Genomic DNA, 26904 nt, shown 5'->3' on the forward strand with positions numbered 1-26904 from the left:
TACGCCCCTCGCGCCATCGTCAAACCAGGACACTTGAAGTCATGACCCAGAAGACTACGCTTCGCATCGGCTCCGGATCCGGCTGGTGGGGAGACCGCGTCGAGCCAGCGGAACGGTCCGCGCGTCTCGGCAAGCTCGACTACCTCTGCTTTGAAACCATGGCCGAGGCAACGGTATCGGCCGCGCAGGTGCGCAAGCGGCGCGATCCCGCGTTTGGCGGCTACGACACGTATCTGGACGACCGGATGCGTGCGGTGTTGCCCCACTGCATTGCCAATGGCACACGCATTATCAGCAACCAGGGCTGGATTCACCCGCTTGGCGCGGCCAGGCGCGTCGCGGAACTGTGCGAGGAACTCGGCCTGCCCGGCGTGAAGATTGCCGCCGTCACCACGACCGATCTCACGGGCAGCATCTGCGAACTCGACCTCACGCTGTTCGAAACCGGCGCCCCTGTCTCGACACTGCGGGAAACGTTGATCAGCGCGGAGCCGTACGAGGGCGCGGGCCCGATCGTCGAGGCACTGCGAGCTGGCGCGCAAATCGTAATCACCGGGCGGGTTGCCGATCCGTCATTGTTCCTGGCGCCGATGATCCATCATTTCGGCTGGCAGGCGGACGACGTCGCCCTGCTGGCGCGGGGCAGCGCCATCGGCCATCTGCTCGAATGCGGCGCACAGGTGACCGGCGGGTACTTCGGCGATCCGGGCTACAAGGACGTGCCCGAGCCGTGGAACCTCGCATTTCCGATCGCCGAGGTGGAGGCCGATGGCAGCGCCGTGATCGCGAAGGTGGCGGGCAGCGGTGGCCGCATCGACCTGCAGACGGTCAAGGAGCAGATGTTCTATGAAGTTCACGATCCGCGGCGCTATATCACGCCGGATGTGATCGTGGATTTCTCGACAGCCGTGCTGGAGCAGGTTGGCCCCGACCGCGTGCGCATCAGCGGCGTGAGCGGCCTGCCGCGTACCGATACGCTCAAGGTGTCGCTGGGCTGCACCGAAGGGCATATCGGCGAGGACATGTTCTTCTATGCCGGCCCGGGATGCCTGGAGAAGGCGAAGCTGGCAAAGCGCATTCTCGAGGAGCGGTTTGCCATGGCGAATTTGCGGGCCGACGAATTGCGTATCGACTTCCTCGGCGTCAATGCCGTGCACGGCGTGGCCTCGCCAGAACCGGCGTGCGAGCCTAACGAGATCGCGGTACGTGTGGCGGCCCGTACCCGCACGAAGGAAGAAGCGGCCAAGGTGGGGCGGGAAATCGACAGCATGGCTGTTTGCGGACTGGCCTCCACTGGCAAGCGCGTGCCCCATCAGGACCGCACGCGCGAGATTATCGGCGTGTGGTCGGCCCTGGTGCCGCGTGCGCTGATCCAGTCGCGGGTCCAGTTCGTCTGACCCTGCCAACCTGATCGGGAGACATCATCATGCGCGTTCCGCTGCGCCGCATCGCCCACAGCCGCTCCGGCGACAAGGGCAATACCTCGAACACGGCCGTCATTGCCTACGCGCCGGAGTTCTATCCGCATATCAAGCAGCAACTGACGGCCGACGCGTTCAAGGCGCACTACGGCACGTTGATCACGGGGCCGGTCACACGGTTTGACGTGGATGGCCTGCAGGTCCTCAACTTCGTGGCTGAGGGCGCGCTCGGTGGTGGGGTGTCCCGCAGCCTGGCAATCGACAACTACGGCAAGGCTTTGGCCAGTGCGGTGCTCCGCTTCGAAGTGGAGATTCCGGATGCGCTGGCCCCCCTGCTTCGCGGGCCGGCACGCTGAGTGCCCCCTGCGGGCACTACGGCGCGCGTCCATGCGCTGGTGATGCGGCGCGCTTCCTGCCGTAGCAGCCGCGCCATGGCGACCTCACGGCTACGGATGCGGGTACTCAGGGCGGCCACGCTTAACGCGCCGATGGGCCAGCCGTCGTAGTCGAGAATCGGCACGGCGATGCCGCCCATTCCCTCCACCACCCAATCCAGAAACAGCACGTAGCCACGCGCGCACGCGGCGTCCGCCTCGGCAGCAATGGATGCCGCATCGAGCTGCGGGTAGTTGGTCAGCTTGCGGGCCGTTTGCTGCAGGCGCCGGGCGCGCTCGGCCGGTGGCAGCCACGCCAGCACCGCCAGACTGCCCGCGCCAACCCCGAGCGGACGCCGAGTGCCCACCGTCACGTAGTTGGCGTGAACGGGATACGTGCCCGTGATTACCTCCGAACACACCGCTTCGCCCCGGCTGGTTTCCGTCAGCACTGCGGTATCGCCGAAGGCGTCCTGGAGCCGTTCCAGAGCGGGTCGCGCAAGCTGGCGCAGGTCCACACGCCGCTGCCCGACATCCGCAAGCTGGAACACCTCCGGGCCGATGCCATAGTGACGTCTGGCATCGCGTGTGGCAAAGCCTTCCTGCACCAGCAGGTCGAGCAGGCGCGACGTGGTGGCCGGGTCCAGGCCCGTGGCGCGTGCCACGTCGCTCATGCGTCGCACTTCGGGGTCGGAGAGCGCCCGCAGCACGGCAAGCGCGCGCTGGACCGGGGAGGATCGCGTCGCCATGTTGCGATGGGCCTAGCGGGCGGCCATGGCGTCACCCATGCGCTCAGGCATGGTGCGAGGACTGCAGCGTGTCGCGCTTGATCTTCTTCGCCAGCGACCACTTGTGGACTTCGGTCGGGCCGTCGTAGATCCGGAACGCACGCAACTCGCGGAAGGCCTGGTCGACGATGGTGTCGCGCGAAACGCCATTGCCGCCCAGAATCTGCACGCAGCGGTCCGCCACACGGAACAGCGCCTCGGAGACGGCCACCTTCGCCATCGAGCTTTCCGTCGTGCCCGCCGAGCCGGTGTCGAGCACGCCCGCGCACCAGTCGATCATCAGCGCCGCCTGCTGCAGGTCGATCAGGTTTTCGGCCAGCATGAAGCCCACGCCCTCATGGTCGATCAGCAGCTTGCCGAACGCCTTGCGCGTGGTGGCATAGGCGCGCGCGATCTCGTCCGCGCGCGTGACCGTGCCGAACCAGCGCATGCAGTGAGAAAGCCGGGCCGGTGACAGCCGTACCTGCGCATAGCGGAACCCTTCGTTGACCTCGCCCAGCACCTGATCGGCCGGCAGGCGCAATCCATCGATGAGCACTTGCGCGTGGCCACCGGGCATCGAACTGTCGATCGTGTCGATCACGCGCTCGGTGCGGATGGCGGGATGTGGAAGGTCGACCAGAAACATGGTGGCTTGCGCGCGCTCGCCGTCGCCAGTACGCGCCATCACGATGCCCACCCGGGCACCCTCGGCGCCAGTGATGAACTTCTTGCGGCCGTTGAGTACCCAGTCGTTGCCGTCGCGTACCGCCGTGGTGCTCAGCATCGAGGGGTCCGATCCCGCCCCGCCCTCTTCCGCCGGTTCGGTCATGAAGAACGCCGAGCGTGCCTCGCCGCGCACCAGCGGTTCAAGAAACCGCGCCTTCTGCGCGGCGGTGGCTACCTTGCCCAGCAGGAACATGTTGCCCTCGTCGGGCGCCATGGTGTTGACGGCGACCGGACCAAGCGGCGACAGGCCCGAGCGCTTGAGCACGGCGGCGGTCTCGAGCTGGCTCAGGTGCCCGCCATCGGGCAGGATGTGGGGCGTCATGACGCCAGCGGCACGTGCCTTGGCGCGAAGCTCCAGCACCAGCTCCTCGGTGGGGCCGTGAGCGGTGCAGCGCGGATCTTGTTCGTACGGCGCGACCACGTCGCGCACGAAGCGCTCGACGCGATCCGCGATGTCGCGGCTGCGTTCGGTGGGACAGGGTGTGAACATGAATGCCATTCCTCTCAAAGTGTATTGACCAGATGCCCGCCGTCGACCGGCAGCACAGCGCCCGTCATGTAGCGCGAGGCATCGGATGCCAGCAGCAACAGCGGGCCGTCGAGATCCTCGGGCTGCCCCAGCCGGCGCTGCGGAATGCGTTGGATGAGCGCCTTGCCGGCATCGGTCTGCCAGAAGTCGTGGTTGATTTCAGTATCGATGTATCCGGGCGCGAGGGCATTCACGCGAATGCCGTGGCGCGCCCATTCCAGCGCCAGTGTCCGCGTCAGTTGCACGACGCCTGCCTTGGACACGGCATAGGACACTACCCCGCCCGCCTGCCGCAGCCCCAGAATCGACGCCACGTTGATGATGCTCCCGCCGCCGCGTTCGCGCATCCCTGAGGCCAGCGCCTGCGCCATGAAGAACATGCCCTTGAGGTTGGTGTCCAGCACCACATCCCAGTCTTCTTCGGAATGCTTGAGGGCCGCGCCCTCGCGAACCAGCCCGGCGTTGTTGACCAGGATGTCGATGGGGCCCGCTTCTTCCACCATCGCCGCGCGCGACGATGCGCTGGTGACGTCGAGCGCGACGCAACGGGCGCGGCCATACGGTTCAAGCTGTTTCGCCACCGATTGCAGCGCATCCACTCGCCGTGCCGCAAGCACCACTTCCGCGCCATGCGCGGCCAGCCGCTGCGCGAAATGCGCGCCAAGCCCGCTCGAGGCGCCGGTGACCAGCGCCCGCTTGCCGGCCAGTCCGAGCAGTGTCTCCTTCATCCCCTGTCTCCTTCCGATTGCATAGTAGCGGCAAATTGTAGGATGATTTCATCCTATGTCAATGGATGGGGCGGCTCTCCTGCCGGTATTGCCACAACCTTTCCGCTAGAATCGCGCCCTGTGCCACATTCGACCTTTCCACCCCACGCCATGTCGATCGATTCGCCCGTCACCGCAGGCCCAGCAAGCCGCAGCGCATCGGACTCGGTGTTCTTCGGGATCATGAATGGCCTGGAACTTGGCACGTTTGTGCCTGGCCAGCGGCTGGTGGAAACCGATCTCGTCGAGCAATTCGGCGTGGGGCGGAATTCCGTGCGCGAAGCGCTGCAGCGGCTGGCTGCGGAGGGCATTGTCGACCTGCCGCGCCATCGCGGCGCGATCATCCGGCGCCTGAGCCTGCAGGAGACACTCGACGTGCTCGATGTGGCGGAACGCATGACTGGCCTGCTCGCGCGCGCCGCCACGCGGGGAAGCAGTGACCGGACACTGGCGCAGGCGCTGCGCGCATCGGTGCAGGCGCTCGTGGCCGCCGAAAAGGCCCACGACGGCGACGCGTTCTCCACCGCGAGGCGTCATTTCTATCGCGCGCTGCTGGATATGGGCGATAACCGCGAATTGCGCCGGCTCTTTCCCACTATCCAGATGCCGATCGTCCATGCGCAGCATCGGCTGGCGTCATTGCGGCAGATGCGGCTGGATGACTACAAACGTATCGCCACGGCCGTGCAGGCGGGCGAGCCCGACGCCGCCGAAGCTGCCGGCACCGCGCACGTGCAGAACGTGCGTGGCGCGATCCTGGGCCAGTAGCACTGGCGGCTCCAGACGATTCGCCCAATGAAGACGTCGCAGATCGATCGGAGCGACCGGATCGACCGACTGGACTGGGACCACAAATCACGCTGTCGGTGACGCTGAACTCAGCCCGGCGACAAAGGGGTTGCGTGACAGGGCTACGCTAGAATCGAATCCCCCCTGCCCGGCCGCCAGCCTCGCTCCATATGCCTTCCGAAAGCTCGCCCGCAGATCGTGCATTGGCCCATGTCGCCGGGCAATGCGGCGGCAGTCCCATCGATCCGACCTGGCGGGTCACGCTGAATTTCCATCCGGACCGGATGTTTGGGGGGCGACCACTGCTGGCGGCAATGGCTGATGATGGCGTCTATCGATCCCAGTTCGAAACCGGCACGAGTAATGGCGGCTTGACCGCGCATCCCGGCGGGGACCGTTGGCATTGGGAGAGCCGGATCTTCGGACGGGCCTATGACACGGCCTCGCCGTCTGACCGGCCACGCTATGGCGCGCTCAATATCGACCACGCCGGAGCAGGCGCCGCGCCGCGTTTTGGCTCGGCGCACCTGCGGCTTGCCGCCGGGGTGCTGGCCCGCGCCACGTTCTGTCACCCGGACAGCGTCTACGAGCCGACGCATTTTGGGGTGGCCGATCGCTTTGCGCTGGCGGAACGGCTGGCATCCGTCGCGGGCCAAGATGATCCGCTCGACCATTACGTGGAAGCACATGTTCATGGCCCCGTGCTGCTCGCACAGGACGTCGAGGCTATCGTGCTCGATCCCTCGTATCGCAATACCGAGGTCGAGGCCCTCGCGCTCGCATTGCCCTGTCGCGTCGAATGGCATGCCGGATTTCGCGCGGATGCGGATCAACTGAGCCGTGACACCGCGTACCGCGGCGAGGCCGTAGCCGAATTCGCGGCATCACTGGCGGGCAATGGCATCTTGACGCCTGAGCGAATTGGCGAAGCGGCGCGCGCGGGTCGGCACGATCCGCAGATGCTCAAGAAAGCCTGGCACTGCCTGGCGCGTTTCGGCAACCGCAATCGACCGTAAGCCATAAGCCATAAGCCATAAGCCCGTGAAGGCGCCGGGCAGGCGGTGGCTGTCCCTCCGGGGAATAGGGTCTGAAGATCACGAAGGCTCCCTTCGGCAAGCTGCCTTTTCGGCACGGCTGATACCCGTTGACGGTCCGGTGAGACATCGCCGAGAGCCCATGCGCGGCATGTGGAGTTTTTAGCGAACGTTTACAAATTGTGACATCCCCAATACAATCCGCCTGTAAACAATAATGATTCGCACTTAATACCCCGGTTTGTCGTGTATTAGACACCTCATCGGGGGCAAGCCGCCTCTTGTTTTTCCTCTTCCCTCCCATCGTCATGTCAGCCCACGCCACATCGCGTGTACGCCTGGTCGCGTACGCGTGTGCCCTTTGCTGCTCCGGATTCGCAGCCTCCCAGTCCGCATCTGCCCAAACCACGGATAACCCGCCGTCCGCGAAACCCACGGAGGCGACGTTGCCGACCGCCGTGGTCACGGCCGATTCGCCGATGCAGACCAAGGAGCTGCCGTCGTACAAGTTCGTGGCGCCGTTGCTGGACACGCCGCGCTCGGTGACGGTCATCCCCGAGGAGGTCATCAAGCAGACCAACGCGACAACGTTCGCCGAAGCACTGAAGACGGTGCCCGGCGTCACGTTCCTGGGTGGCGATGCCGCGGCGAATCCGTCCGCGGATCGCCCCGTGATCCGTGGCTTCGAATCGCGCAACTCGATCTTCGTCGATGGCATGCGCGACTCTGGCGTGCAGAACCGTGAGACGTTCGCCGTCGAGCAGATCAGCGTGGTCAAGGGGCCAGACTCGGTGTACGCGGGCCGTGGCGCGGTGGGCGGTAGCATCGACATCGTGACCAAGATGCCCCGTCTCGACGATTTCACGAATGCCAGCCTTGGCCTGGGCACCGAAGCCTACAAGCGCGCGACCGTGGATATGAACCGCAAGATCAATGACGAGACCGCGGTACGTCTGAACGTGATGGGATACGACGCCAACCAGCCCGGCCGCAACAACGTCTACAGCAAGCGCTGGGGCGTGTCGCCGTCGGTGGCGTTCGGCCTGAATTCGCCCACCACGGTGTACGTCAGCTACTACCACCTGAACAGCTACGACATGCCGGACTTCAGCGTGCCGTTCCGATCGACCGGCGGCACGCCTGGCGCGAACAGCGGCATCGATCGCTCGCAGTTCTATGGCCTGAGCAACCGGGACTACCGCCGGGGCCAGACCGATACGGGCGAGATCCGCGTCGAACATCGCCTCGACGAGAACTGGAAGCTGCGCAATACCACCATGTTCGGCCGCTCGACGCTGGACTATGTGGCCACCAATCCGCAGTTCCTCAGCAGCAATCCGAACATCCTGCAACTGCAGGCCAAGAGCGGCAAGTACGCCACCAACAGCGTGGCGAATCAGACCGAGGTTTCAGGCAAGGCCACGCTGTTTGGCATGGAACACAGTCTGTCCGCCGGGATGGAATTCAGTTGGGAACGCAGCACGTACGAGGGCTACCTCGTGAGCGACAGCGCCGGCAACAATATTCGCTCGGGCGGGCCATGCACGGTCGCCTACAACTGCACGCCCATTGGCGGATGGGACTCCAACGCACCGTGGACCGGCAGCATCGTGCTGAATGGCGACAAGGGATTCCCGGGCGCGCCGACCTACACGCATACCAACGTGGCATCGGCCTATCTGTTCGACAGCATCAAGCTCAGCGAGCGCTGGCTGTTCAATGCCGGCACGCGATTCGACCGCTTCGATGTCTCGTCCACGCAGGCTGGCGCGCCAGACCTGAACAATATCTCGAACCTGTTCAGCTACCAGCTTGGCCTGGTGTTCAAGCCGGTGCAGACGGTCAGCCTGTACGCTTCGTATGGCACGTCGGCCAATCCGCCGGGCGCGAATAGCGGTCTGGGTGGCGGCACCGACCAGATCACCGCGACCAACCAGAACCTGTCGCCGGAACGCAGCCGCAATATCGAAGTGGGTGCCAAGTGGGATGTGCTGGACCGCCGCCTCTCGCTGACTTCCGCGTTGTTCCAGACCGACAAGACCAACGCGCGCGTCAGCGATGGCCTGGGTGGCATGGTCAACGCTGGCAGCCAGCGCGTGCGCGGCGCCGAACTTGGTTTTGCGGGCAACCTGACCAACCAGTGGCGCGTGTTCGGCGGCTACTCGTACCTGGACGCGATCACCACCGACGCCGGCCCGGCGAACCCAACCGCCTCGGGCCTGCCGATGGTGATGGTGCCCAAGCACAACTTCGTGCTATGGACCTACTACGACGTGCTGCCCAAGCTGTCGATCGGTGGTGGCGCCACGTTCTCGAGCCTGACCTACGCGTCCGTCACGGCAACCACGCGCAAGTGGACGCCGGGGTACGCCCGCTTCGATGCCGTTGCGACGTATCGCCTCGACAAGACCATGGACCTGCAGTTGAACTTGCAGAACATCTTCGACAAGAAGTACTACTCGTCGGCCTACCCGATCTACGCCACGTGGGCACCGGGGCGCTCGGCAGTGCTGACCCTCAACGTCCACATGTAAGCTGCCCTTCACGGCTTACTTCGCCAGTCGTCTCCGCCTGACCCGCAATGGTTTCAGGCGGAGACCCTGGCTTCGAGGCGCGCGGCATAGAACGCGCAGGCCAGGAAGAACGCCGCGCACAGGCCATAGCCGAGGGGAAAGCTGGTCAGGTTCCACACGTTGACGCGCCAGTTCACGAAGCTCAGCCGGCCCTGCGACAAGCGAACGGCCGTCATGATGTACATCGCCGGCACGATGCATAGCGGCAGCGCCTGATAGCGGTGCTGCCGGAACAGCAGCCAGGACGCCCAGCCGATCAGGATCGGCGTCCAGAGAAACAACAGGCAATCGGCCGGATCGACCGGCACCGGGGCGCGGATCATCAGGACCGATACCCCGACGAGCGATACCAGCGACCAGCCTGCCAGAAACAGGATCAGCAGATTGGTGTGCCACTTGCGGGGGTGCATGGGGGTGACTTCGTCGTCTGGAAACCTGCCCGCATGATGAAAGGTCGCCGTGAAGGCGTCTACTGTGACTAGTCACAGTGCCCGGGTCCTTATGTCCCCGTACCCGTCCCCGTACCTGTAGCTGTGGTTTCAGGCTTCCAGTCCCCGCCCAACGCCAGCAACAGCGCCACGCGCTGATCAAGGTGATCGGCTTCCACATTCACGAGATCCATCTCGGCCGCCACCAGCGTCTGCCGCTGCTGCTGCAGACTCCGTGTGTCCGACGCGCCGATCGTCACGCGTGTTTCCTCTCGCTGCACCAGCACCCGACGCTCGTTCACGCGCTCGCGAAGTTGCCTGGTGCGTTCGGCATAGCCAGACTCTGCCCGTAACCCGGTTTCGACCTCGCCCAGCGCCCGCAGCGCACTGTTGCCATAGGCGATCAGTGCCGCCTTCTGCTCTGCCGTGTAGTAGTCCACACGGGCCTTCAGCTCGCCACCCATGAAGATCGGGGCAAAGAAGGCACCGTTCAGGCCCTTGACCGGGCTACCGGCCTGATTGAGCAGGAACACATCGCTGCGGATGCCGGTAACCGCCGCGCTGATCGAGATACGCGGCAGACGAGCCGCTTCCGCCGATTGGCGCATATCGAACGCCGCCGCAACGCGATGCGCGGCGGCAGTCAGGTCGGGGCGACGCTCGACCACACTCGCCGGCAGGCTCGCATTCGGCGCTGGCGGCATGGCAGGCAGGGTCGGCACCGTCGCGATGTCTCCGGCCGGGTAGCGGCCCAGCAGCAGTTCCAGCGCCTGTGCGGCCTGGCTCCTGGCCAGTGCAGCCTTCTCGATGCCGTCGCGCTGTGCGTGCAGGGTGTTCCTGGCTTCCAGCAGGTCGGTCTCCGGCGCAATGCCGATGGTCACCCGCTGGCCGACGATTCGCACCAGTTCCTCCTGAATGGTGGCGGATTGCCGCAACCGGTCTTCGAGCACGGTGTATCGGATCAGCGAGAACCATGCCTTGGCAGTGGTCGCCGCAATCACGCGCTGCGCCCAGAGATAGTCGTCCTGTGTGGCGGCGTATTGCGATGCGGCTGAGCGGGACTCGGCGCGGATGCGCCCCCACAGGTCCACCTCCCAGCTTGCGCCGATGGAGAGGATCTGCGTTTCCGAGTTGCCCGCCCTGCCCTTCACGCCGGCGCTTGGCAGCAGCCCGCTCCGTGCGATGGCAACGAGCGCCTGCGCCTGCTGCACACGCGCCTCCGCAAGTCGCAGATCGCCGTTGTGCGCGATGGCTTCCCGCACGAGCCGTTGCAGTTCGGCATCGTCGAACGCGGCAAGCCAGCCATCGGCGACAGCGTCGCCCGAGGTCGGGTTCGCCCACCCGGCCCGCCCTTCGAGCGAGGGAACGGTTTGTTGGCGAAGGTCCTCGCCCTTTGGCGGGGTCTGCAGGGCACACCCGGCAAGCATGGCAACCGGCAGCGCCAGCAGCAGGGACTTCTTGATCTGAGATGACGACATAAGCTTGTCTCCCGTGGCCTAGTGCAGCTTGAACACGAGGTAGTTCAGCTTGGAACTGACGCGCAGGAAGACCATGCGGATGATATGGAACATCTCCATGCGCTCCGTGTAGATCGCGCCAGCGCCCACCGCGCCGACGGGCAGCGTCAGTCCGCTCGATTCGTCGCGGAGCGCAAGCTTGACCGCGAACCGGTTCGGCACCACATCCGTGGCTCCGGTGTTCGGAATCATGCCGCCCTGCGCGAACTGGCCTTGCGACTGGGCCCAGACGATCGAATCGACGCGGGCCTTGATGATTTCGCCCGGGGCCGTTGGCAGGTAGATTTCAGCGAGATCACCCGTCTTGACGTTGTAGAGCTCGTTCTGATGATAGAAGGCCAGGACCTCCTGCTGATCCTCCACGAAGCTGAATGCCGGGGAGAACGGGAACGGCACGAGCATAGTGCCGACGCGGACCTGCAAGTTCACGACCCGGCCGTCCGACGGCGCCCGATAGACCGTCTGCTCCAGCTCCCAGCGGGCGTTCTCGAGCATGACTTCGGTCTCGGCGCGCTTGGCGCGCGCGGTGGCGATCGCGACAAACTCTCCCTGGCTTTTGGCCGATAGCTTCTGCCGGGCCTCTTCCTCCGCGGCCTGGGCACTGAGCAGATCGCCTTCCAGTTCGTGCTCGCGAGCGCTGGCTTCCTCACGGTCGAATTTCGACCCGGCACCGGCGGCGAGCAGCGCATCGTGCTCGCTGACCCGCCTGCGGGCCAGCGACAGCCTGGCCTGCACGGCACTCACCCGCCCCGCAGCGCCACGTACCGATTCACTTAGCTGACGTGCCGCCGCTTCGGCTTCGGCAAGCGCCGCATCGTCGGCCATCAGCCTGCCTTCGAGCTGCCTGACCGACGCCTGATATGGCGTTGGATCGATACGCAGCAGCACGTCGCCCTTCTTGTAGCTTCGGTTGCCTTCGGCCGGCAGTTCGACGATGCGGCCCCGGACCTGCGGCACCACCTGCAGGACCTTGCCGACCACCCGCACGTCATGCGAGGACGGCGCCACCACGTTTAGCGTCAGGACCAGCACCGTCATCGCCACCACCGGAATGGTGACCACGATCACCATGGTCGGGGTGTTCCACGGCAGCCACTTGAACTTGAAGAAGACCAGCCAGACGGCCAGCGCGTAGACACCGAGTATCAGCGCATCCATTCAGATTGGCTCCTTTCCGGCGCGAATCTCGCCGTGCGCTTCAGTGTCTTCCGGCGCCTGGTCGGTGCCGTAGGCCGCCCGGTAGAAGACGGGCTTGGTATGGGCCCACAGCCAGGCCAGCGGCCACAGCAGGCCCCCGAAGAACAGAGAAAGCAGGCACAGCGAATGGATCGCCTCCTTCTGCGGATGCCGCTTGCGATGCGCAATCTTCTCGGGCCAGATATGCAGCATCCAGAACAGGTAGATCCCCGCCATCGGCACGAAGATCAGTACCACCCAGGAAATAGCATTCGCCACGGACTCCAGGGTCTTGCCACGGAGCGCGGACGCAAAAGCAGGTTCGGTCGATGCAAGCAGGAGAATGCCTGCCAACAGATAGGGGCGCAGTTTCATCGAATCGTCTTGTTGTCTGAAGCTCGAAAGCTCGGGCGCGATGCGCCGACCGGTCAGTTGCCGGAGGTGTTGTCACGCGGCGCGTCCCGGCTGGCATCTTCGTGCGCGTGCCGGGGCGGCTGGTTGGCGGGGAGGTAGGGGGCCTCACCTTCATCGCCCTCTGATGTGTCGTTTGCGTAGAGCAGGTTGTACTTGCTGCCGGCGGGCGTATCGGAGGGATGGCAGCCAGCGGGTTTCGCGGCCACTCCGGCGCCCTGGCATACGTGCGACCAGTCAGGCAACGCTGGCGATGCCATGTCGCTCGCGAGTTGCGCATAAGCATGGCCAGCGCCCGCGATCAGCAGCGCAATACCAAAGACCCGGACGGCCGGACGGCAGTGATTGATCATGTCTGGAGGTTCGTTCGGAAGAAGCGCACACCTTAGGGCGACGTGCCGATCTCGGCTATCAAAGAACTTAGAAAGTGCGTGGGCGCGACATTGACTGGACACCGGTGTCGCGCTGTTTTTCTAATTTCTTTGATAGTCGTGGCGTAGTGGTACGGCCTACCCTGTGCGCCGTCGTAACTCGCTCGGGTGCAGCCCAGGCTCCCCCGATATGCAGCGCCCAATGAATGCTTTCCGCTCGATCACCACGCGCCTGATGGCCGTGGCAGCCATCGGCGCCCTGTCCGCGTGCGCAGTGCCAACCGCCGAAACCCTGAGCCCGTTCCAGGAGCCCTGGCCCTGGACCAAGGTCGTGCTCGTCAATCGCACCAATCACGACGTGCTGGCCGTGCACGCGGGCCAGTGCGAGACCGGACCCGCACTCCGCCAATCACAATCGATGCCAGCCTATTGCTTCCTTGGCAAGAAGCCGGAAGCGCCCATTGCCATTACGTGGAGCGACAGCGTCACTGGCGCGCCGCACACCACCGCCGTGGCGCTGCCGCCCTTGTGGCGCGAGAAGCCTGGCCCCGATGACCTCACGACGGGCTATCTGTGCGTGCTGTTGCGCGAGGATGAGCGCCCTAGCATGACCATCGTTGCCACGCCGGAAGCGTGCGCGGTGCTCTAGCACGAACCACGTGCCTTCCCGATGCATCGATGTGGCGTATCGCCGTATCGATGCATCGCCCTGCCTGACACACATGCAGTCACGGCAGCGTCATCTTCGGTCCTTAGGCTTGCGGGGCTTTCAAAGCACCCCAGACATTCCTCATGCCAAGGACCCCATGCAACGTATGCGTTTGATCCGGGCGCTGCTGGTCGCCAGCCTGGTGGCCATCGGCACTGTCGCTTGCGGCGGCAACGATGACAGCCCGCCCGCCAGCTCGCCTCAGCAGCCTGTCTCGCCCCCTCAGCAGCCCTCCACACCCGACGGCGCTCCCACCCCCACCGAGCCGGCCAAGCCGGACATGCGCTGCGCGCCCTGAATGCGCGCACGGCTCAACCCTCACTCGATGACATGATGAATTCGCGCCGCAAGTTCTTGCAGGCCAGCACCGGTGCCGCCTTTTCCGCCGCCGCCCTCGCTGCATTTCCGCCGAGCATCCGCCGTGCGCTGGCGATTCCCGCCAGCAACGTCACAGGAACGATCAACGACGTTCAGCACGTGGTGATCCTGATGCAGGAAAACCGCTCGTTCGACCACTACTTCGGCACGCTCAACGGTGTGCGTGGCTTCGGTGACCGGATCACGATTCCGATGCCCAATGGCCGCAAGGTCTGGCAGCAGGAGCGCGCTAACGGCACCGTCATCACGCCCTACCACCTCGATGGCACGGCCAACAACGCCCAACGCACGTCGGGCACGCCGCACGCGTGGGCGGACAGCCAGCAGGCCTGGGACAACGGTCGCATGTCCCGCTGGCCGGTGGCCAAAACCGACACGTCGATGGGCTACTTCAAGGAGCAGGAGATCCCGTACCAGTTCGCGCTGGCCAATGCCTTCACGATCTGCGACGCGTATCACTGCTCGATGCACACCGGCACCGACGCGAACCGCTCGTTCCATATCTCGGGGACCAACGGCGCGATGCCGCAGAACGTGGCTTTCGTCAACAATGAGTGGGATGCGATCAATGGCGTGCCGGCCGACGCAAACATCGGCTATACGTGGAAGACCTATGCCGAGCGGCTGGAAGAAGCCGGCGTGAGCTGGATCAGCTACCAGAACATGCCCGACGAATGGGGCGACAACATGCTTGGCGCGTTCCAGACTTTCCGGCGCGCGAACCTGGCATCAGGCTTTCCGGTCTCCAGCGGCGGCTCGCCGGGCAAGCCCTACACCAATACCGGCCAGGCAGTGCCGTATCACGCCTATGACGCCGCCACCGACAATGCCGCCAATCCGCTGTACAAGGGCGTGGCGAACACGCTGGCGGGCGACAAGCCGGATCAGTACCTGGACGCTTTCAGGAAGGCGGTTCTCGACAACAAGCTGCCGCAAGTGTCGTGGATCAACGCACCGTCGATCTACTGTGAACATCCGTCGCCATCCAGCCCGGTGCAAGGCGCGTGGTTCCTGCAGGAGGTACTGGACGCCCTGACCGCGAATCCGGATGTCTGGAGCAAGACCGTTCTGCTGATCAACTTCGATGAAAACGACGGCTATTTCGACCATGTGCCCTCGCCGTCGGCACCGTCGAAGAACCCGGATGGCACCTATGCAGGCAAGACCACGCTGGCGGATGCGGAACTGACCGCCGAGTACTTCACGCAAGGCGCGCCGGCTGGCAGCACGGGCCAGCCCGCGCCGGATGGCCGCGTCTTTGGCCCGGGTCCGCGTGTGCCGCTTTATGTGATCTCGCCGTGGAGCCGCGGCGGGTGGGTCAATTCGCAGGTGTTCGACCATACGTCGGTGCTGCGCTTCCTTGAGGCCAGATTTGGGGTGCGCGAGCCGAACATCAGCCCGTTCCGCCGCGCGGTCTGCGGCGACCTGACCAGCGCGTTCAACTTCAAGACGCCCAACAACGAGCCCATGCCGACGCTGGGCGGCCGCACCACGCGAGAGCTTGCCGACAAGCTGCGCGCGGACCAGCAGAAGTTGCAGCAGGTGCCGGTGCCACGCGACATGCAGTTGCCGCTGCAGGCCGCCGGTGCACGTCCGTCGCGGGCCTTGCCGTACGAACTGCATACCAGCGCGCGTTGCCGTGCTTCCGGTCAGGTGGAACTGGTATTCGCGAACTCGGGCACGCAGGCTGCCGTCTTCCACGTGTACGACGGCTTCAAGCTTGATCGCATCCCGCGCCGCTATGCCGTCGAGGCGGGCAAGACCTTGTCGGACACCTGGGACGCCGCACGTGACAACTTCGGCAAGTACGACCTATGGGTGCTGGGCCCGAACGGCTTCCATCGGCATTTCAAGGGCGACCTGAACCGCCTGACCGGCACGCAGGCCGCGCCGGAAGTCCGCGTGTGCTACGACGTAGCCAATGGCAATGTCTACGTGGACCTGATGAACAAGGGCGGCCAGCCGTGCGTGTTCACCGTGACACCGGTGGCCTACCGCCAGGACGGTCCGTGGACCGCAAATGTGGCCGCCAGCGCCAGCGCCAGCACCACCCAGCACTGGGAACTGCAGGCCAGCGGGCAGTGGTATGACTTTGCCGTGACGTGCAGCAGTGATGCGTCGTTCTATCGCCGCTTCTCTGGCCGTGTGGAGACTGGCAAGCACGCCATCAGCGATCCGGCCATGAGCGAGGCGTAACGCGCTGACAAGCGGTGGTCCGTAGGCCGCCGCTTGTCAACGCACGCCGCCGCGCCAGTTACTGCACCGAGTACCCGCGGCCCGTCATACAGGCGCGCCACGCTTGCCAGTACGACGTCACGGCCCAGCCATTGTTCGCCTGAATCTGCGCACTGGTGGCTACGGCCTGACGGCGCTGCTGGCGATGCGCCACGCCACCGGCGATTGTCCCTGCCGCCGCACCCGCCGCGGCGCCCTTCCCCGCGTCGCCGGCGATCGCACCCACGACCGCACCCGCAGCAGCGCCACCGGCCGCGCCGCGCACGCGCTCGCCACCGGGCACGATGACCGGCACCGGCGAGCTTGCGATCTGGAGCGGATCAATGCCTGTCTGCTGTCTTGCCCAGCTATAGCACGCGCCATCGTCGTTGCTCTGCTGATAGGACGATTGCCCTCTCGCCGGATAGGCGATGGGTTTCTGCGGGATCATCTGCGCGCGCGCCAGGCCGGGTAGCGCGCCCGATATCAGAACGATTGCCGTACACGCGGCCAGCGCGAAGTCTGGACGATTGCTCATGAACTCTCCTGATCAGGTGCCGGGTTCGGGCCGTCGGGGGGCGTCGAGGGAGTCTTGACGCTGCACGCCTCAAATCCGAAAGTCGCGCCTTCCTGCGGCAATCCACCACGCCCGTTCCAGGCTGAAAGAAAAAATGCCCGCCGGGGGGCGGGCAAACTGCGAGGTCTTGCTTGGGGAAGTACCCAAAACGGGTGGCAGCAAGAGGAGGCCGTCACCCGTCCCCTTAATAGTGGCGTCGCGGCGACGGGGTCACAATCATAGAAATTAGAAATTGATCAGCCGATGGGGGCAGCCGATGTGGCCAACCCATGTGGTCAACCCACGTGGTCAACCCATGGGCAAGCGCTGGTGCCTTTGCCGGATCAGCCTGAGCTGCGTGGCGAGGTACTCGGACTGGAGCACGATTTCTTCGCTCCAGCCAGGCGCATCGGCAACGTAGTCGCGCAGGTCTTCGCACAGTTCGGCCAGTTGCGAACGACCGAGCACCGCCAGCCCTCCCGAGATCCGATGCAGCAGACGCGTTAGCGCTGCCAGGTCCTGCGTCGCGAGGATTTCGTCAAGGTCATCGAGATCAGCCTGGCTCTGCGCGAGGAACGCCTCGACATGGGGCCCGGGAATCCGGGGCAGTTCCGGGAGCCCTTCGTCGTTGGGCGGCTCGTTGCCCCGGCCATCGCGGGGCCATTCGGCGCGTGCGAGAACCGAGGCGAGCATGGCGAGCGAGACAGGCTTGGTCAGATAGCCCGTGAAACCCTTGGCCTGCCCGGCGGCAACATCCTCTGGCCGCGCGCTTGCGCTGACGGCATAGACCGGAATGTCGATGTCAGCCCGCCGTATCTCGCGCAACAAATCGAAACCGCTCATGCCTGGCATGTCGATATCGGTCAGCACGGCGTCCACCCGATGATCCGCGAGCGCCGCCATGGCTTCGGTACCGTCGCCGGTGGCAATTACCCTGGCACCGAGCGCGAGAAGCTGATCCCGCAGCAGATCGCGGTTCAGCAAATTGTCCTCGGCAATCAGCAACAGACGGCCAGCCAGCGGCGACAGACAATCAGTCGCCCCCCCGTCATCGTCGATCGTGGCCGGGTGGACGCCAGTGATAACCGCGCACGCGGCCGCATGGATACCGACCAGACTGTAGGCGGACACCTCGCGCCCGCCATCGGGCCGCGCGGTGGCCACCACCGGGCCCAACTGCTTCAGCCAGACGATCGAAGCCGGCCTTGGCCACCAGGCCAGCACCCGATCCGGATCGAAGCCGTCGGCGACCAGCAGACAGTCATAGCTCTCCGCGTCGACCGGGCGGTCCAGATCCATCCTGGCCGATGGCTGGCAGGTGCCCCAGTCGATCTGGTTGAGCATCCCCTCCAGGCATTCGGGTTCGCGCGACAGCACCAGCGTGCGGTTCAGCGGCAGGCCCGGCCGTGCCATTGGCGCTGCGTCGGCGACCCGTGGCGGCACGCAAACCGTCACACGCGTGCCTACGCCCAGAATGCTGTCGAGCGAAATACGCCCACCCATCCGTTCCGCAAGCCGCGAGCAGATGGACAGTCCGAGCCCGGTTCCACGGGCCTGGGCGAGCCGATTGTCAGCCACCTGCGAGAACGGCTGGAACAGGCGGTCCTTGTACTCGTCCGGAATGCCGATGCCGGTATCCGCGACGATAATTTCCAATGCCCCATCTGCCCAGCGCGCGCGCAGAACTACCTTGCCGGCCTGCGTGAACTTGAACGCATTGCCAAGCAGGTTGTTGACGATCTGGGTCAGACGCACGGGATCAAGGTCGAGCCGCGCGGGGATGTCCCGGCCGTACACCGTGATGAAGCGCAAGCCGCGTCCAGCGGCCAGCGGCGCATGGGCGACGGCGATACGCGAGAGCAAATCGGTCACGGCTATCGGTTGCGGCTCGATGCTCAGTTCGCCCACGTCGATTCGGGAAAAATCGAGCACGTCGTTGACGATCTGCAGCAGCCCTTCGGCCGATACCTGCATGGCGCCGACCCGTGTCCGTTGATCCGGAGGCAGTGGGCCTCTGGCAACGAGTTCCATGTTGCCCAGCAGCGAGGCAAGTGGTGTCCGTATCTCGTGGCTCATCGATGCGAAGAACGCCACCCGGGCGCTGGCGGCGGCGTCGCTGGCAAGGCGGGCTTGGTGCAGAAGCCGCTGGGCGCGCGCTGCTTCGGCATAGGTGCCGGTCAGGAAGCGATAGTTCCAGTAGCGGTACATCGCGAACAGCAAGGCGAGCAGCGCGCCGGCGATCGCGCCGATCACCATCAGTTCGTCGGCCATGCCCTGAAGCTGATGCCCGATCGGGAGCGCGAAGATCAGGTGGCCGACGTCGGATACGAGCGGCGGCCGGCGCAGCGCCCAGCCGTAGCCGGGGACCCAGTGGAACATGCCGTCCGCCTTCGACTCCAGCCGGGCGTCGAGCCGTTGCGCGTTGGTCCGGGCAGCGGCCGGCACCAGTGGCGCACCGACGCCGTCGAACACGATCGGTTCCGGGATCGGAAGGTTGGGCCCGGCATCGCGCAGCAGCACGTGCAGCGGAATGCGGGTGAGCGCGATCGCGTAAAGCTGGCTACCCTTCGCCACCAGCGATGCGCCAACCATCTCCGGATCGGCGCCCGGCGTACTACCGGGTACCCCGAACCATTCGACACGCTTTTCCCGGGCCGCCTGCAGGACGTCGATATCGCGATCATGAAAGCTGGTGAGGACCGTTTGCGTGATGGACCCCGGAGACATCGGTGGCAACACCGTCTGCGATGCCGCGCCCGATGCATCGGGGGCTTCATAGCGATACGTGGCGCCGCTGCCGATCGAGATCATCTCGATCGAGGGCCGCTGGCTGGCAGCGAGCAATGCGCGGACCGACTGGTCGCAGCTTTGCTGCAGCACGTCGTCGGATGGTGCGGACGCATCCACCTTCGCGCAGAGACCGGTTCGCCCTCCCGTTGCAACGGGAAGCGTGCCGTTGGCACGCAGTTCCAGAATCAGGTTGCTCGCGGCCAGCGTGCTCCGGCGCTCCAGCACCGCATCGACCACGCCCTGCTCGTACAGGCGGGTCATCTGCTCCTGGGCGCGCAGTGAGCCATTGAATCGCACGAGCACGGCTGTCGAGGCGATGGCAATGACCAGCAGCCCCAGAAGCAGCACCACCATCGAGAATACGCGGCGTTCCCGCTGGAGATTGCGTTTGACGGCGCGGAGGTCTGGCGGCGCAGGTCGGGTCGGGTCCGCGTCCGGATTCAGGTTCGGATTCGGATCGACGGTGTCCGGTGTCATGTCAGGCCGTTGTCGCGCGCGTACGTGACGAGGTCGGCGTTACTGGTGATGTTCAGCTTGCGCATGGCCGAACGCTTCTGCGTTGCCACCGTGGCCAGCGTGCGATGGAGGTACCCGGCGATTTCGGTCAGTGGGCTGCCAGCGGCGAACATCCGAACCACTTCGATTTCCTTGGGCGAGAGCTGGCTGATGGCCCCGCCGGCCATTGCGCCGGCACTTGCCATCCTCGCCGAGATACCTGGCGACAGGCGCAGCCCATTTCCAGAAACCGCATCCATGCAGATCTGCCTCAGGATGGTCGGCTCCTCGTCCTTCCCCACGATGCCCGCGACGCCTGATTCCTGTATGCGCGTGAGCAGGCCGCCGTTGGTCAGCATGGTGAAAACGACGATCGGCGTGTCGGGGCCGGACTGGCGCAGCCGCTGGATCAGGCGAAGGCCATCATCGTTGCCTTCGGAACGGCCCATTGTGAAATCCGTAACAATGAGATCGGGTCGATGTGCTTCCACAGCCGCGAAAAGCTCTCCGCCGGACGCGCACATCGCGGCAATCTGGACGGTCGGAATCTCGGTAAGGGTGGATTTGACGGCTAGCTGAATCGCCGGGTGATCATCCGCGATCACGACGGAGATGGTGTCTGGTGGCATGTACGTTGGGTTTTTCCGCACCCCGGACAAGATCCGGGAGGGTTTCTGCGTCTACAACATGCGGGCGCGCGGTCCGGTTCGGCACCTCGCCCACATGGGGCTCCCGATTTTACCAAGTGGCGGGCGCGCCCATTTGATGGATTGGGGCAGTCGCTTGACCATTCGTCCCACACCTGGCGCTGGCACGTTTTGCACGATTCTGTCGCGCATTGTCAGGCAGCGGGCCCGCCAGGGCGGGACAATCGCGTTCAAACTGCCGGCTCGATGGCACCGGCAATGTGCCGGTAATGGGCAACCAATGGGCCGCTAATGGGCCGCGCGGTGGGCGATTCACAGGAGACATCAAGATGGCAAAGGCTGTTCGTTTCTACGAGACCGGTGGTCCCGAAGTCCTGAAGTTCGAGAACGTCGAAGTCGGAGACCCGGGTCCCGGTCAGGCGCGGGTGCGGCACACCTATATCGCCGTAAACTTCATCGACATCTACTTCCGCACCGGCCACTACCCGCTGGAACTGCCGAACGGACTGGGCTCCGACGCTGTGGGCGTTGTCGAGGCGGTGGGTCCCGGCGTGACCGATATTCGCGTTGGTGACCGCGTCGGATACTTGCTCGGGCCGCAGGGCGCTTACTCGGACGTGCGCGTGATGCCTGCCGACGTGCTGATTCCGCTGCCGGATGGCATTGCCGACCGCACGGCCGCCACGCTGATGATGAAAGGCATGACCGCGCAGTACCTGTTTCGCCAGGTCTATCCCCTCAAGGGTGGCGAGACGATCCTCTATCACGCCGCGGCCGGCGGCGTGGGTCTGATTGCCTGCCAGTGGGCGCGCGCGCTTGGCGTGACGATGATCGGTACCGTCAGCTCCGACGAAAAGGCCGAGATCGCCAAGGCCAATGGCTGCACGCATACCATCGTCACCTCGCGGGAGAACATCGCCGAGCGCGTGAAGGCGCTCACCGATGGCAAGGGTGTGCCCGTGGTGTTCGATTCCATCGGCAAATCCACGCTCGAAGCGTCGCTTGACAGCTTGCAGGTGCGCGGCACGCTGGTGAGCAATGGCACGACCTCGGGCCCGGTCGAGATCGACAGCCGGGTGATCGCCCGCAAGGGTTCGCTCTGGGTCACGCGCCCGGCCATGATCCACTACGCCACGCCGCGCTCCCACATGCTGGCGATGGCGGCGGAGGTGTTCGACATGGTCATGGCGGGCAAGATCCACAACGAGCCCCGCCAGACGTTCGCTCTGGCAGAGGCTGCGCTGGCCCACCAGGCGCTGGAATCGCGCCAGACCAGCGGCGCCACGGTGCTGGTGCCGTAGCCGTACGGGGTGGCGTCCGGCGTTTGCCACGCCACCCAACACGGCCTTCAGGTGTGCTCAAATTGAGGCTCGGGCGGCAGGATGCCCGAGCCTTCCTGTCTGGTCAGGATGCAAACAATGACAGCCCCCTCCATCCAGCAATTCAGACTCGTCCGCAGCGCCAGCCTGAACGGCTACATCGAACTGGTGAAGTCGCTCGGGTACGATCCGCGCGCGTTCCTGCGGGGCGTGGGGCTGTCGGCCCGGCTGCTCGAGAATCCCGAGACATTGATCCCGAGCCCCGCCGTGCGCGAACTGCTCGAAGTCACCGCGCAGGTCACCGGCGTGGAAGACTTTGCATTGCGCCTGGCGGCGCGGCGCACGTTCTCCAACCTCGGGCCAATCAGCCTGGTGCTCAAGGAAGCCGCCACGCCGCGTGAGGCGCTGGACACGCTCTGCCGCTATCTGAAGTTGCTTAGCGCCGCGCTGATCACGCGCGTGGAGGACGTTGGCGACGCGGTGATCATCCGCGAGGATCTGCTGCCCACCCCCGGGCTGTCGTCTCGCCAGGCGCTGGAACTGGCGATGGGCGTGACCTTCCGCATGTTGCGCGAACTGATTGGCCCCCGGTGGCGCCCGCAGCAAGTTTGCTTCATGCACCGCCCGCCGGCCGATTTGTCCCCATACCGTGCGTTCTTCGGGCGCAACCCGATGTTCAACCAGCCGTTCAACGGCATGGTCTGCGCGGCGGCCGACCTGAGCATGTCACGGATGCCAGATGACCCCGGCGTGGCACGCTTCGCGCGCGATTACCTGGAGGCGGCGCTGCGGCACCGCGAGATCGGCATCCGAGACTCCTGCCGAGAACTGGTCCAGGCACTGCTTCCCGGCGGGCGCTGTACCGCCGATCAGGTGGCACGTCATCTGGGTGTCGATCGCCGCACCCTGCACCGCTACCTGAGCGCCGAAGGCCTGACGTTTTCGACCCTGCTCCACGAGGTGCGGTCCGAACTGGTCATGCGCCACCTGCTGGAAAGCGATATGCCGATGGGGGAAGTGGCGGGCCTGCTAGGATTCTCGGCACAGAGCAGCTTCAGCCACTGGTTCCAGACCGTATTCGGGTGCAGTGCCACCGACTGGCGCAGGACCCAATCCGCGCAGCCCGGGAAGTCCGGGAAATCCGGACAGGTCGCTGCCGCAGCCGGCCGACGGGCGCCTTCGCGCGTCTGATGCGCGCCTGACATACGCCACCAGCGCGCGAAAGGGCCACCCTGCCCCTTCGCGCCGTCCGTCTTACTCCGGCACGAAGTGAATCGAATGCAGCAGCTTGCCCTGCCGTTCATACGATTCGCGCACGTCGCTGGCAAGCTCCTCCATCGACGCCTGCGAGCCGGGTTCCATGCCGAGTTCCTCGATCTTCTTGCGTAGCGTGGGCGATTGCAGCGCCTTGAGCGTGGCGTCGCGGAGCTTTGTCGTCACGGCCGCCGGCACGCCCGGCGCGGACCAGAGGCCCATCCAGCCGACTTCCTGCAGGTCCGGATAGCCCAGTTCGGCGAACGTGGGCACGTCGGGCAACGCGCTGATCCGCCGTGGGTAAGCGATCGCGAAGGCCCGCAGCTTGCCCGCCCGGATGAACGGCAGAGACGTGGCGGGGGCATCGAACATCAGTGGCACGTGGCCGCCCATCACGTCTTGCAGCGCTGGCGGCGATCCCTTGTAGCTCACGGTGCCCGTCTGCAGCCCGGCCAGGCGATTGAACTGCACGCCGATGGTCTGGCCGCGCAGGCCGATACCGAAGTTCGCGTAGTCAACCTTGCCCGGGTTGGCCTTGATGTACGTGACCAGTTCGCCGAGATTTTTCGCGGGCAGGCTCGGGTTGCCGACCAGGATCAGGCCCTGCCGCGACAACTGCGCTATCGGCACGATGTCCTTGAACGGGTCGTAGGACACCTTGATGGCTTGCGGTACTTCGGCGGCAATACCTTTCTGGATCAGCAGGAACGTGTAGCCGTCACGTGGCGAAGACAGCATGCCCTGGACGGCGATGGTGCCGGCCGCGCCCGACTTGTAGTCGACGATGACAGGCTGGCCGAGCGGCTTCTGCAGCTCCTGCGCGAACAGGCGCGCCAGGATGTCGGCCGTGCCTCCGGGCGGCGCGCCTACCAGGATGCGCACGGGCTTGGTAGGCCATTCGCCCGCCTGGGCCGCGTGGGCCGTCTGGGCAGCCAGCATCGGCGCCAGCACCATCGCGAGGCTCGCGATGACTAGCCGGCGGCGGATTGCAGGTGGCGTGGTGGTGGCGTGAGTCGTGCCTGCACGATTCGGTGCAGGCAGGTGGGGGCCTGGGTTGCGCATGTCTCGCTCCGGATGGATGAAAGCGTCGGGTGGAGTTGTTGGCGGGATCGCATTCTTCGATGCCACGGGACAGCCCGTGCCAGCCTTGGGACGGATTCTGTGGCGTCACTCCCCCGGGTGCTTGGCAATGCGCGACAGAGTCATGCCGATCGCGCCACTGGCACATCGGGGCGACCCTGCCGGAACCGGTCGCCATGCCAGGCCTGGGTATGTCCCGTGCATGTCCCACAAAAGCAAATGCCTGTCCCAGATAAGCAAGCGGCGGCCGGGAATGCTCCAGATACTCAAAGGGCAGGCTTGCAAAGCCACCGCGGCAATCATCCCCACCAAAACGAACACCCTGGAGACACACCATGAACTTCCTCGACGGTCACCTCTTCCCCGAGAACCAGCCGCCCCTGATCATCACCGCCGCGCCCTACGCGCCGGGCTGGCTGCCCGAGGACTTCCCCGAGGAGATTCCGGTCAGCATGGATGCGCAGATCCAGAAGGCGGTGGATTGCTACAACGCGGGCGCCACGGTGCTGCATCTGCACGTGCGCGAACTGGACGGCAAGGGCAGCAAGCGTCTGTCCAAGTTCAACGAGCTGATTGCTGGCGTGCGCAAGGCGGTGCCGGAAATGATCATCCAGGTCGGCGGATCGATCTCGTTCGCGCCAGAGGACGAAGGTCAGGCCGCAAAATGGCTCTCAGACGACACGCGCCACATGCTGGCCGATCTCGAACCCACGCCGGATCAGGTCACGGTGACGGTGAACACGTCGCAGATGAACGTCACCGACCAGGCTGAAGACGCCGATTTCAAGGGCACGTCGCGCGAACGGGCCGCCATCTTCAACGCCTACAAGGAGATGACGGTGCCCGCGCAGCCGGGCTGGGTCGAAGAACACGTGCGCCGCCTGACCGCCAAGGGCATCCAGAGCGCCTTCCAGTGCTACAACCTCAACAGCTTCGAGTCGGTGGAGCGATTGATGCGCCGGGGCTTCTACAAGGGGCCGCTGGTCATGAACTGGGTGGCTATCGCCGGTGGCATGGACACGCCGAGCGTGTACAGCCTGGCCAATTTCATCCGTGCCGTGCCGGATGGCGCGGTGGTGACGGTGGAGAGCAACGTGCGCAACGTGCTGCCGGTCAACATGATGGGCATTTCGATGGGCCTGCACGTGCGTTGTGGCACCGAGGACTGCCTGTGGAACCAGTCGCGCACCGAGAAGATGAGCACCGTAAAGCAGATCGAGCAGCTCGTGCGGATCTCGCGCGAATTTGGCCGCGAGATCGCTACGGCCAAGCAGGCGCGCCAGATCAGCCGCATCGGCGAGTTCTACGATACCGTCGAGGAATCGCTGCAGGCCAACGGCTTTGCCCCCAACCGCAACGGCGGAAACCAGGGCTTCCTGCGCAAGACGGCCTGAGCCGGTCACTGTTTTCCGCATCGACCAAGTGAAGCCCCGGCACAGGGGCTGGAGCCGGATCAGGGCAATCCCCTCTTGTCCGGCTCCCCGAATCATCAGATAACACTTGCCGCTTCTCCGCCCCCGTGATGCCATGAGTACTCTGATTCGCAGCGCCCTCCTCGTCAAATTCTCCGAAGTGTCCCGCACCGTTGGCATCGACGCCGAGCGGCTGATCCAGCATGTCGGTGGCGACAGAGCCTGCATGTTCTCGCCGGATCTGCACGTGCCGGAACCGTGGCTCGCCCGGATGCTGGAAAGCAGCGAACAGGCCGGCCAAGGCGCATCGGCGTCGATCGGCCTGCTGATGGCGGAAACCTGGCGGATGTCGGATTTCGGCCCGATCAGTCTGCTACTGCAGCATCAGCCCACGCTGCGCCACGCACTGGGCCAGCTAGAGACCTACCGTCATCTGCTTAGCGAATCCGTCGCGGTCCATGTGGAGGAATTCGACGATATCGCCATCGTCCACCAGCAGGTCATTACCGAGCGGCCTAATCCTGGCCGTCAGCCGGTGGAACTGTCGGTCGGCGCGTTGCAGAGCCTGATGAAGTCGATGCTCGGTGGTCACTGGAAGCCGCGTAGCGTTCATTTCTCTCATGCCGCGCCGGCGAGCCTGCATGTGCACCAGCGCCTGTTCGGCACGCGGGTTGAGTTCGGCTGCGACTTCGATGGCATCACGATCGACCGGCATGACCTCGATCGGCCCAATCCGCTCGGCGACGTCAATCTGGCCCGCTATGCCAAGGAGTTTCTCGACGAGCGTCCGCATGGCAAGCAGGCTTCCACGGCATCCAACGTGCGCCGGGCTATTCAGTTGCTGCTGCCGCGTGGGCGCAGTGGCATCGAACAGGTCGGCCAGCAACTCGGCATGAGTTCGCGCACGCTGCAGCGGCGGCTTGAGCAGGAAGGCGTCGAGTTCTCCACGCTGCTCGGCGAGGTGCGCCGGGGGCTGGCCAACCGCTATCTGGGAGACCAGCGGTACCCGGTGTCGCAGGTGGCCACGTTGCTCGGTTTCTCCGAGGTCAGCACGTTCTCGCGCTGGTTCGCCGCGCAGTTCGGTGTGTCCCCGACGCGCTGGAGGGCGGGCCAGCCGGCGTAAGCGGCCGGCCCTGCCCTGTTCGGTTGGGCTCGGTTGGGCGC

The 26904-nt window shown here is 65.2% G+C and carries 24 protein-coding genes; 12 read left to right on the forward strand and 12 right to left on the reverse strand.

The window, feature by feature from the left end:
* Window positions 1-41 precede the first annotated feature (41 nt).
* Together RN01_RS02435 and RN01_RS02440 are read left to right on the forward strand one after the other, a co-directional pair.
* Entirely contained in the window at window positions 42-1397 is a 1356-nt protein-coding gene (locus tag RN01_RS02435; RefSeq protein WP_024570411.1) for an acyclic terpene utilization AtuA family protein, read from the forward strand.
* Between the two features lie 29 nt (window positions 1398-1426).
* Window positions 1427-1777 (forward strand): hypothetical protein, encoded by a 351-nt coding sequence (locus tag RN01_RS02440; RefSeq protein WP_017515253.1) that lies wholly within the window; start codon window positions 1427-1429, stop codon window positions 1775-1777.
* On the opposite strand, the gene RN01_RS02445 is transcribed toward RN01_RS02440, so the two are convergent.
* The 3 genes from RN01_RS02445 to RN01_RS02455 are packed head-to-tail and all read right to left on the reverse strand — an operon-like array spanning window position 1687 to window position 4548.
* Complete coding sequence (locus tag RN01_RS02445; protein WP_017515254.1) at window positions 1687-2544, reverse strand: IclR family transcriptional regulator; 858 nt, start codon at window positions 2542-2544, stop codon at window positions 1687-1689. The genes RN01_RS02440 and RN01_RS02445 overlap by 91 nt on opposite strands.
* A gap of 43 nt (window positions 2545-2587) precedes the next feature.
* On the reverse strand, window positions 2588-3781 hold the full coding sequence (locus RN01_RS02450; protein ID WP_024570410.1) for an acyl-CoA dehydrogenase family protein: 1194 nt from the start codon (window positions 3779-3781) through the stop codon (window positions 2588-2590).
* Window positions 3782-3795: 14 nt separating this feature from the next.
* Window positions 3796-4548, reverse strand: a complete 753-nt coding sequence (locus RN01_RS02455) for an SDR family NAD(P)-dependent oxidoreductase (protein WP_024570409.1) — start codon at window positions 4546-4548, stop codon at window positions 3796-3798.
* Window positions 4549-4698: 150 nt separating this feature from the next.
* On the opposite strand from RN01_RS02455, the gene RN01_RS02460 reads away from it, so the two are divergent.
* The 3 genes from RN01_RS02460 to RN01_RS02470 all read left to right on the forward strand — a co-directional run bounded on the left by RN01_RS02460 (window position 4699) and on the right by RN01_RS02470 (window position 8944).
* Window positions 4699-5355 (forward strand): GntR family transcriptional regulator, encoded by a 657-nt coding sequence (locus tag RN01_RS02460; RefSeq protein ID WP_017515890.1) that lies wholly within the window; start codon window positions 4699-4701, stop codon window positions 5353-5355.
* Window positions 5356-5579: 224 nt separating this feature from the next.
* A complete protein-coding gene (locus RN01_RS02465; RefSeq protein ID WP_326998551.1) occupies window positions 5580-6392 on the forward strand; it encodes a DUF3626 domain-containing protein in 813 nt (270 codons plus the stop codon).
* A gap of 326 nt (window positions 6393-6718) precedes the next feature.
* Window positions 6719-8944: a TonB-dependent siderophore receptor gene (locus RN01_RS02470; RefSeq protein ID WP_024570407.1), complete on the forward strand. Its 2226-nt coding sequence runs from the start codon at window positions 6719-6721 to the stop codon at window positions 8942-8944.
* 53 nt (window positions 8945-8997) lie between these two features.
* Here RN01_RS02470 and RN01_RS02475 read toward each other — a convergent pair whose 3' ends face one another.
* The 5 genes from RN01_RS02475 to RN01_RS02495 form a co-directional block, all read right to left on the reverse strand.
* Window positions 8998-9393 (reverse strand): hypothetical protein, encoded by a 396-nt coding sequence (locus tag RN01_RS02475; protein ID WP_017512532.1) that lies wholly within the window; start codon window positions 9391-9393, stop codon window positions 8998-9000.
* Window positions 9394-9482: 89 nt separating this feature from the next.
* Window positions 9483-10889 carry an efflux transporter outer membrane subunit gene (locus tag RN01_RS02480; protein ID WP_017512531.1) on the reverse strand — a complete coding sequence of 469 codons (1407 nt, stop codon included), beginning with the start codon at window positions 10887-10889 and terminating at the stop codon, window positions 9483-9485.
* Window positions 10890-10907: 18 nt separating this feature from the next.
* Entirely contained in the window at window positions 10908-12086 is a 1179-nt protein-coding gene (locus tag RN01_RS02485) for an HlyD family secretion protein (RefSeq protein ID WP_017512530.1), read from the reverse strand.
* On the reverse strand, window positions 12087-12479 hold the full coding sequence (locus RN01_RS02490; RefSeq protein ID WP_017512529.1) for a DUF3302 domain-containing protein: 393 nt from the start codon (window positions 12477-12479) through the stop codon (window positions 12087-12089).
* A 53-nt stretch (window positions 12480-12532) separates the two neighbouring features.
* Window positions 12533-12868 (reverse strand): hypothetical protein, encoded by a 336-nt coding sequence (locus RN01_RS02495; protein ID WP_017512528.1) that lies wholly within the window; start codon window positions 12866-12868, stop codon window positions 12533-12535.
* 220 nt (window positions 12869-13088) lie between these two features.
* Between RN01_RS02495 and RN01_RS02500 the strand changes: the two genes are divergently transcribed.
* The 3 genes from RN01_RS02500 (at window position 13089) to RN01_RS02505 (ending at window position 16169) form a co-directional block, all read left to right on the forward strand.
* Window positions 13089-13535: a hypothetical protein gene (locus RN01_RS02500; RefSeq protein ID WP_017512527.1), complete on the forward strand. Its 447-nt coding sequence runs from the start codon at window positions 13089-13091 to the stop codon at window positions 13533-13535.
* Between the two features lie 157 nt (window positions 13536-13692).
* Window positions 13693-13893 (forward strand): hypothetical protein, encoded by a 201-nt coding sequence (locus RN01_RS32740; protein ID WP_024570406.1) that lies wholly within the window; start codon window positions 13693-13695, stop codon window positions 13891-13893.
* A gap of 35 nt (window positions 13894-13928) precedes the next feature.
* A complete protein-coding gene (locus RN01_RS02505; protein WP_024570405.1) occupies window positions 13929-16169 on the forward strand; it encodes a phosphocholine-specific phospholipase C in 2241 nt (746 codons plus the stop codon).
* A 58-nt stretch (window positions 16170-16227) separates the two neighbouring features.
* On the opposite strand, the gene RN01_RS02510 is transcribed toward RN01_RS02505, so the two are convergent.
* The 3 genes from RN01_RS02510 to RN01_RS02520 all read right to left on the reverse strand — a co-directional run bounded on the left by RN01_RS02510 (window position 16228) and on the right by RN01_RS02520 (window position 20657).
* Entirely contained in the window at window positions 16228-16725 is a 498-nt protein-coding gene (locus RN01_RS02510; protein ID WP_011519063.1) for a YMGG-like glycine zipper-containing protein, read from the reverse strand.
* Between the two features lie 327 nt (window positions 16726-17052).
* On the reverse strand, window positions 17053-20010 hold the full coding sequence (locus tag RN01_RS02515; protein WP_039016597.1) for an ATP-binding protein: 2958 nt from the start codon (window positions 20008-20010) through the stop codon (window positions 17053-17055).
* Complete coding sequence (locus RN01_RS02520; RefSeq protein WP_017515030.1) at window positions 20007-20657, reverse strand: response regulator transcription factor; 651 nt, start codon at window positions 20655-20657, stop codon at window positions 20007-20009. The genes RN01_RS02515 and RN01_RS02520 overlap by 4 nt, the downstream gene beginning before the upstream one ends.
* Before the next feature lie 347 nt (window positions 20658-21004).
* Between RN01_RS02520 and RN01_RS02530 the strand changes: the two genes are divergently transcribed.
* Together RN01_RS02530 and RN01_RS02535 are read left to right on the forward strand one after the other, a co-directional pair.
* The gene (locus RN01_RS02530; RefSeq protein WP_017515032.1) at window positions 21005-21976 is read left to right on the forward strand and encodes a quinone oxidoreductase; all 972 of its coding nucleotides are present in this window, start codon (window positions 21005-21007) and stop codon (window positions 21974-21976) included.
* Between the two features lie 117 nt (window positions 21977-22093).
* Window positions 22094-23185 (forward strand): AraC family transcriptional regulator, encoded by a 1092-nt coding sequence (locus tag RN01_RS02535; protein ID WP_024570403.1) that lies wholly within the window; start codon window positions 22094-22096, stop codon window positions 23183-23185.
* Window positions 23186-23248: 63 nt separating this feature from the next.
* Here the strand turns inward: RN01_RS02535 and RN01_RS02540 are convergent, their stop codons facing one another.
* A complete protein-coding gene (locus RN01_RS02540; RefSeq protein ID WP_017514664.1) occupies window positions 23249-24202 on the reverse strand; it encodes a tripartite tricarboxylate transporter substrate binding protein in 954 nt (317 codons plus the stop codon).
* Window positions 24203-24663: 461 nt separating this feature from the next.
* Here RN01_RS02540 and RN01_RS02545 point away from each other — a divergent pair, with 461 nt between their 5' ends.
* Both RN01_RS02545 and RN01_RS02550 read left to right on the forward strand, forming a co-directional pair.
* Entirely contained in the window at window positions 24664-25722 is a 1059-nt protein-coding gene (locus RN01_RS02545; protein ID WP_017514663.1) for a 3-keto-5-aminohexanoate cleavage protein, read from the forward strand.
* A gap of 133 nt (window positions 25723-25855) precedes the next feature.
* Window positions 25856-26863 (forward strand): AraC family transcriptional regulator, encoded by a 1008-nt coding sequence (locus RN01_RS02550; protein ID WP_024570402.1) that lies wholly within the window; start codon window positions 25856-25858, stop codon window positions 26861-26863.
* The last annotated feature ends 41 nt before the right edge of the window (window positions 26864-26904 follow it).

The sequence above is a fragment of the Cupriavidus sp. SHE genome, from assembly GCF_000812445.1.
GTDB classification, from domain to species: domain Bacteria; phylum Pseudomonadota; class Gammaproteobacteria; order Burkholderiales; family Burkholderiaceae; genus Cupriavidus; species Cupriavidus metallidurans.